This window comes from Idiomarina sp. UBA4206, from assembly GCF_002383015.1.
Classification (GTDB): Bacteria; Pseudomonadota; Gammaproteobacteria; order Enterobacterales; family Alteromonadaceae; genus Idiomarina; species Idiomarina abyssalis.
Genome location: NZ_DFTS01000021.1, coordinates 64,437 through 71,363, shown reverse-complemented (window position 1 = coordinate 71,363; position 6,927 = coordinate 64,437). Strand labels below are relative to the sequence as shown.

At 48.5% G+C, this 6,927-nt stretch carries 6 protein-coding genes; 5 read left to right on the top strand and 1 reads right to left on the bottom strand.

The window, feature by feature from the left end:
• Positions 1-51: 51 nt before the first annotated feature.
• On the bottom strand, positions 52-2,187 hold the full coding sequence (locus B3180_RS04795) for a putative bifunctional diguanylate cyclase/phosphodiesterase (RefSeq protein ID WP_278358269.1): 2,136 nt from the start codon (positions 2,185-2,187) through the stop codon (positions 52-54).
• Between the two features lie 223 nt (positions 2,188-2,410).
• Between B3180_RS04795 and mraZ the strand changes: the two genes are divergently transcribed.
• The 5 genes from mraZ to B3180_RS04770 form a co-directional block, all read left to right on the top strand.
• The gene (mraZ, locus tag B3180_RS04790; protein WP_199494241.1) at positions 2,411-2,869 is read left to right on the top strand and encodes a division/cell wall cluster transcriptional repressor MraZ; all 459 of its coding nucleotides are present in this window, start codon (positions 2,411-2,413) and stop codon (positions 2,867-2,869) included.
• A complete protein-coding gene (gene rsmH, locus B3180_RS04785; protein WP_199494240.1) occupies positions 2,869-3,816 on the top strand; it encodes a 16S rRNA (cytosine(1402)-N(4))-methyltransferase RsmH in 948 nt (315 codons plus the stop codon). The genes mraZ and rsmH overlap by 1 nt, the downstream gene beginning before the upstream one ends.
• The gene (gene ftsL, locus B3180_RS04780; RefSeq protein WP_199494239.1) at positions 3,809-4,126 is read left to right on the top strand and encodes a cell division protein FtsL; all 318 of its coding nucleotides are present in this window, start codon (positions 3,809-3,811) and stop codon (positions 4,124-4,126) included. The genes rsmH and ftsL overlap by 8 nt, the downstream gene beginning before the upstream one ends.
• Complete coding sequence (locus B3180_RS04775) at positions 4,117-5,850, top strand: peptidoglycan D,D-transpeptidase FtsI family protein (RefSeq protein WP_278358268.1); 1,734 nt, start codon at positions 4,117-4,119, stop codon at positions 5,848-5,850. The genes ftsL and B3180_RS04775 overlap by 10 nt, the downstream gene beginning before the upstream one ends.
• Positions 5,847-6,927, top strand: a 1,081-nt coding sequence (locus B3180_RS04770; protein WP_286843329.1) for a Mur ligase family protein, incomplete at its 3' end; no start/stop codon positions are given. The genes B3180_RS04775 and B3180_RS04770, both read left to right, overlap by 4 nt.

Sequence of the window (6,927 nt, the reverse complement as noted above, 5' to 3'; positions counted from 1 at the left end):
GACAGAACCCGGCTTATCGGCCGGCTCTCCACCTTATTCCTCTTTTCGACTTCAGAACTGCCATTTTCGCAAAAAGTCTAATAACTTATCTAAAGTCAGGGGTTCACTAATAAAGTAGCCTTGAGCAAAGTCACATTGTTGTTGCTGCAATAACTCCCATTGCCGCTTAGTTTCCACGCCTTCAGCAATAACGTCGATATCAAGGGCTCTGGCCACCCTAAGTAAAGCGTCTAATAAAGCAACCTGCACGCGGTCATCAGGTGCCTGGTTCAAAAAGCTTCTGTCTATTTTTATATAGTCGACAGGGTAACGCTGCAGGTAATTAATGCTTGAGTAACCGGTGCCAAAATCATCAATGGCCAGTTGTACTCCTTGCGAGCGCAGGTAATGCAAAATTTGTAATTGCCGCTGCTTATTACTCATTAACAAGGACTCAGTAATTTCGAAAGTGATGCTTTCAGTTGGTATACCGTGTTGCTTGATGCAAGACAGCCACTGTTTAGCGACTTCCATATCGTTCAGCTCTCGCTCTGAGCGGTTAATTGAAACTTCAATAGGGTACCCGGACTTATGAACGGTAACCCAGTCAATACAAGCTTGCTCCAGCACAAATTGCCCCAGCTCGTGAATTAACCCCGTGCGTTCAGCAACCGGAATGAACTCAGCGGGAGAAATGACGTTTCCATCTTCATCTTTCCAACGAAGTAAGGCTTCACATTTGGTGACTTTGCCGGAACTAAAATCAACAATAGGCTGATAAACTAGCGAGAATTCATGTCGCTTTAGGCCGTCCCGCATTCGGTTGTGAATGGTATTCTGGCGTTCGGTTTGCGCTCTTAGTTCGTCATTAAAGAAGTAGTGGGTGCGACGCCCTGCGGTTTTTGCGGCGTACATGGCCAAGTCTGCATTTTTGAGAAGCTCGGCAGCTTTCATGCCATCGTCAGGGTACAACGCAATACCAATGCTGCAGGTGGTTTGTATTTGGTTCTGACGTAATGTAAAAGGTTCGCTTAAATGACGATTAATTTGGGTTGCCAAATCATTAATGACTTCATGTGACTTGAAGCGATTAATCACCACAACAAATTCATCGCCGCCAATACGGGCGATAAAGTCAGAACCCCGCAGTTGACTCCTTAAACGTTCCGCAACTGACACCAGTAACTCATCGCCGGCGTCGTGTCCCAGGCTGTCGTTAACTTCTTTAAAATGGTCAAGGTCGATAAACAAAATAGCAAAATGCTGATCATTGCCGCTCTGAGTTAATTGATTGAGATAGTCAACAAAGGCTCGACGATTAGGCAAGTCGGTGATTGAATCGAAGTTTGCCTGCCGGTCAATCGTTGTTAGAGCTGTCCGTAAACGACTCTGGGTTGCGACCAAATTATACATAAAAGCAATCATTAAGAATGAGAGTGTCCAGCCGGCAATTATGATGATCCAATAAATATTATCGCGTTTAGCCCAGCCATTATCTTTCGGCGCAAGAGCCAGTATCCATTGGCCGGAGGATACATCGATTTCAATGGCGACATAATCTTTTTGCCATACGGACGGATCGCCACGTTGAAATAACTCTTCGCTATCTTTAATGTTCTTTTTCAGCGCGAATAGATAATCATCAACTGAAGTCAAACCGCTACTGATCATTAACTGGTCAATATCAATAACAATCGCAATAACGCCCCACAGCGAGTTATCGATAAAAACCGGAGCCCGTGCTATTAGTGCCCAGCCGCCTTGCACTAATTTGACAGGGCCGTCAATAATGATGCTTCTGCGTTGAATGGCTTCCTGAACACTCTTGAACTGTTCGGGTGAAGCTCGGTAATCAAAACCCAGCGCGTCCTGGTTTGGCACTAAAGGATAGAGAAACTCAATAATAAGATCAGGGGCCAGAGCCACATGACGAACAGGGAGGTCATTGTCTATTAGTTCTTGCACCAGCAAACGATAGCGTTCTGCGGAAATGTCAGGGGAAAGTTTTATTTCAGCCTGCAGCGCACGAGCGGTGGTCAGCGAGGAGTTAATCTGGCCTTCGAGTGCGGCGCGTAACCTGCCTAAGCGTTCGGTAGCCACACGCTTACGTGACTCTATCACTTGCGAGTGTTGATTTTCCGCAAACCAGATAACGCCGGTCACCAGCACGCAAAAGCTTACCAATATGACAAATAAGTAGCGCTTCATTGAGTATCACAGCTAGCTAAAACTCAGTCGAGTATCGCATAAAAATCGCACAACCCATAGCAGAAAAACTATTTTGCACGTTGCATCAAGCGCTTAATGTAAATTTCTGTGAAGCCCTGACAAATAAAGAGGTTTTTTCTTGACAGTGGGAAACAGTGACACCTAGACTGTAACATTGTGGGGATTTGTGGATAATAGTGGATCACAATGATCAGGTGGGATCATGTTCCGAGGTGCAACAACATTAAGTCTGGATAGCAAAGGACGTTTGGCCATACCGGCCAAGTACCGTCATGCGTTGTCATTAGACTGTGAAGGCAAAATGGTCTGCACGATTGATATTAAGCAACCGTGCCTTTTGCTGTACCCGCTTCCCGAGTGGCAAATCATAGAACAAAAACTCACTCGATTATCCAGTATGAACCCCGCAGAACGTCGCTTACAGCGGCTTCTGTTAGGCCATGCCGACGACTGTGAAATGGATAAAAACGGTCGTCTGTTATTGTCAGCGCCATTGAGACAACACGCCGGTTTAGAAAAAAAACTGATGCTTGTCGGGCAGCTGAATAAATTTGAAGTTTGGGATGAAGACGCCTGGCATGAACAAGTGGCGCAAGATATGGATGTTGAACGCGAAGGTGACTTTACTCTCAACGAACGACTAGAAGACTTTTCATTATAATGATAACAACGTCACCGCAACACGTTTCGGTGCTACTGGAAGAGTCGATACAAGCATTAGCGACTGATCCGCAAGGCACATATATTGACGCCACATTTGGTCGTGGCGGACATACACGTGCGCTTCTTAATCAGTTAGGTGACAAGGCCCGGGTAATTGCTCTTGACCAGGACCCTGAGGCCATTGCTGCGGCAAAATCCTTCGAAGACGACCCTCGTTTTCAAATTATCCACACTCCTTTCTCAAACCTGCAACAGGTGCTTGATGACTTGCAACTGAATCAGCAAGTGACGGGCATTTTATTTGACCTTGGTGTCTCCTCCCCACAATTGGACGATGCTGAGCGAGGCTTTAGCTTTATGCGTGACGGTCCGCTGGATATGCGGATGAACACCACTAGCGGCGAAACAGCGGCTGAATGGCTTAATCGTGCAGAAAAAGACGACATTAGTTGGGTTCTTAAAGAGTATGGTGAGGAACGTTTTGCTCGTCGTATTGCCAGTGCCATAGTTATGGACCGCGAGAAAAAGCCTTTCACCCGCACGAAGCAGCTTGCGGAAATGATTGCCCGTGTGAGCCCGGTAAAAGAAAAGCATAAACACCCGGCAACGCGCACATTTCAGGCCATACGAATTCATATCAACCGCGAGTTAGAGCAAATAGAACAAGCTCTCGAAGCGTCACTTTCTGGTTTGAAAGAAGACGGGCGGTTGGTGGTTATTAGCTTCCATAGCCTGGAAGATCGCTTAGTTAAACGCTTTATCCGTAAACACAGCGAGGGCAAGCAGTTGCCGCCGGGCTTACCAGTAACTGAAGCCGAACGAAATAAAGACAAAACATTGGAAAAAGTGGGTAAAGCGATTAAGCCGGGTAAGGCAGAAGTCCAGGAAAATCCGCGTTCACGTAGCTCTGTGCTGCGTATTGCCAGGAGGGTTCGCAATGACTAAACAGCGTTACCCAAGCCTGACCAAAATGTTACTTCAAGATCTGCTGCAACATAAGTGGATAGTGTTGCTGAGCGTGGTGGTTATTGTTAATGCACTAAGCATTGTTTATATCGCGCATTTGAATCGGCAATTAACTGCTGAGCGCGACGACTTACTCTCGTATCGCGACACTCTGGACAGAGAGTGGCGGCACCTTGTGATTGAGCAGAACTCGCTGACTGAACACAGTCGAGTGGAGCGTATCGCGCAGGAACAGCTTGGTATGCGTGACGTTGCGCCAGAGCAGGAGGTACTTGTCTCATGGCAGTGACTCGTCGCAAAAAACGTTCAGAGCCAGCCGGCACTCGCTGGCGTTTTTATACCGCAGTGTTTTTACTGTTCGGTGTTTTTTCCGTACTCATTGCACGTGCTGCCTATATCCAGGTCATTAGTCCCGATGCGTTTTCGCTACAGGGCGATATGCGCAGTTTAAGATCAGCCAGCGTTGCGGTTGAACGAGGAACCATTGTTGATCGCAACGGTAGAGAATTAGCGGTGAGTGTTCCGGTAGAAACCGTGTGGGCAGATCCAAAGCGAATTGCAGAAAAAGAAGCGTTGGCAGACGAACGTCGCTGGCAGGCTCTGGCGGAAACTTTCCGTATGAATCGTAATGAGCTGGTGAGCAAGGTGGACGATGAGTCAAAACGCTTTGTTTACCTACAGCGAAAAGTGACGCCGTCAGAAGCGGATTACGTGAAGCAATTGAAAATACCGGGTGTGTATTTAAAAACTGAGTCTCGGCGCTATTACCCAACAGGTGAAATCAGTGCTCATTTAATTGGGCTGACTGATATCGATGGTGCAGGCCAAGAAGGCCTCGAACTATTGTATGACGAGCATTTAACCGGCACACCGGGCAAACGAGTTTATCGCAAGGACGCGCAAGGGCGGGTTGTTGAAGAGATTAGTCAGACAGACGCACAACAACCAAAACAGCTGACACTGAGTATCGACCAACGTGTTCAGGCAACTGCTTACACCGAACTGAAAAAAGCCGTGCGCTACAATCAGGCAACTTCAGGCTCGGCGGTAGTGCTTAATGTCGAAACCGGTGAAGTTCTGGCTATGGTCAATAGCCCGTCCTTTAACCCTAACAACCGTGCGGAACTGCAGTCTTTCAGAATGCGTAACCGGGCGGTAACCGACAGCTACGAACCAGGCTCAACGATGAAACCGCTGGTGATTCTCAGCGCGCTCGAGAATGGCCGCCACAAAGCGGGCGATAGCATTGATACCAGCCCCGGCTGGTTGAGAATTGGCGGACGTCGTGTCAGTGACCCTCGCAACTATGGCGAACTGTCGTTGACCGAGGTGCTGAAACATTCCTCCAATGTCGGGGTGACCAAAATAGCTCTGGATTTGGGCATTGAACCACTATTGCAAACCTATGCCGACGCAGGCTTTGGTAACGATACCGGTATTGCTTTATTGGGTGAAAGTATCGGCATTTTAGGCGATCGTCGACGCTGGTCTGAATTTGAAATTGCGACGCTCTCATACGGGTACGGGCTGTCAGCAACGACTCTGCAACTGGCGAATGCCTATAACATTATTGCCAACGGTGGTTTGAAACGGCCGCTCACAATATTCCGTCAGGAATCACCGTTACCCGCTGAGCAGGTGTTTAATCCGGACAACACTCGAGCTGTCATGCATATGATGGAAGAGGTGGTGCGGGACGGCACAGCCAAAGCCGCTCAGGTTCCGGGGTATCGTGTAGCGGGCAAAACCGGGACAACAAGAAAAACGAAAACCGGTGGTGGTTATGGCGACGACTATGTTGCCTTATTTGCTGGCATTGCGCCGGTCAGCGACCCGAAAATTGTTGTTGTGGTCACCATAAACGAGCCGGGTACCGATGATTATTATGGTGGTACAGCGGCGGCACCCGTATTCTCAAAAATTGTGTCTCAGACCATGCGTCTGCTGAATGTCGCACCAGATAACATTGAAGACACCCGAGTTCGTGCTGCGGGTTTCGGGGGTGATGAATGATGAAACTGGCTGAGTTATTAACCATGCTGCCTGCTTCATTCGCTATTCCGGATGTTACTGTCAGTGGAATAAAATTAGATAGCAGGCAGGTTGCAAACGGCGACGTATTTGTTGCGATCCCTGGTTATGAAACCGATGGACGGGCTTATATTGATGCCGCTATAGATGCCGGGGCGGTAGCGGTTATTGCTGAAGCGCCCGGACTTGCGCTGGAACATCGCCGAGGTGCTGTGGTGGTCGGCTTTAGCGGTGTGCGCGAGCACTTGTCATATATTGCAGGCACCTTCTTTGGTCACCCGTCAGAGAAAATGCAGTTGGTTGGTGTTACCGGAACTAACGGGAAAACATCGGTCACTCATATTATGGCTCAGTTGGCAAAAGCTCTGGGCATGGAAGCAGCGGTTATTGGTACCACAGGTAGTGGGCTCATCGGACGTTTGTTGCCTGAACGGCATACGACGCCAGATGCAGTTACCGTGCAACACCGACTGGCGACATTACTTGCAGAAGGCGCAGAGCTTGTGGCTATGGAAGTGTCTTCGCACGCTTTGATTCAGCGCCGTGTAGAAGCACTGCACTTTTCCGCGGCCGCTATTACCAACATCAGCCGTGACCATCTGGATTACCATGGCACCATGGAAAATTACGTTGCAGCGAAACAACGACTATTCGCCGACTTTGGTGTGCAAAACCGAATAGTTAATGCCGATGACGACACCCTGAGTCAGTGGCATAAAGACAACTTAGCGGATCTATGGATAAGCCTTAATGATAGTTCGGTAGAACCGTGCTTGCGTGCAACGGGGCTTCAGTTCCATGAGCAAGGCTCAGTATTTCAGATCAATTGGCAGGGCGAATCCTGCACCGTTGAGACACCTCTACTGGGGCGCTTTAATGTTTATAACCTGCTGTGTGCCGTAGCGGTTTTATTGAAGTTCAATAAGCCGCTGGCGGAAATTGGCCAGGCTTGCCGCAATTTGCTACCGGTTCCCGGGCGCATGGAAGCTTTTCATAACAAGCAGTCGCCATTAGTGGTGGTTGACTATGCGCACACACCAGACGCTTTACACCAGGTAT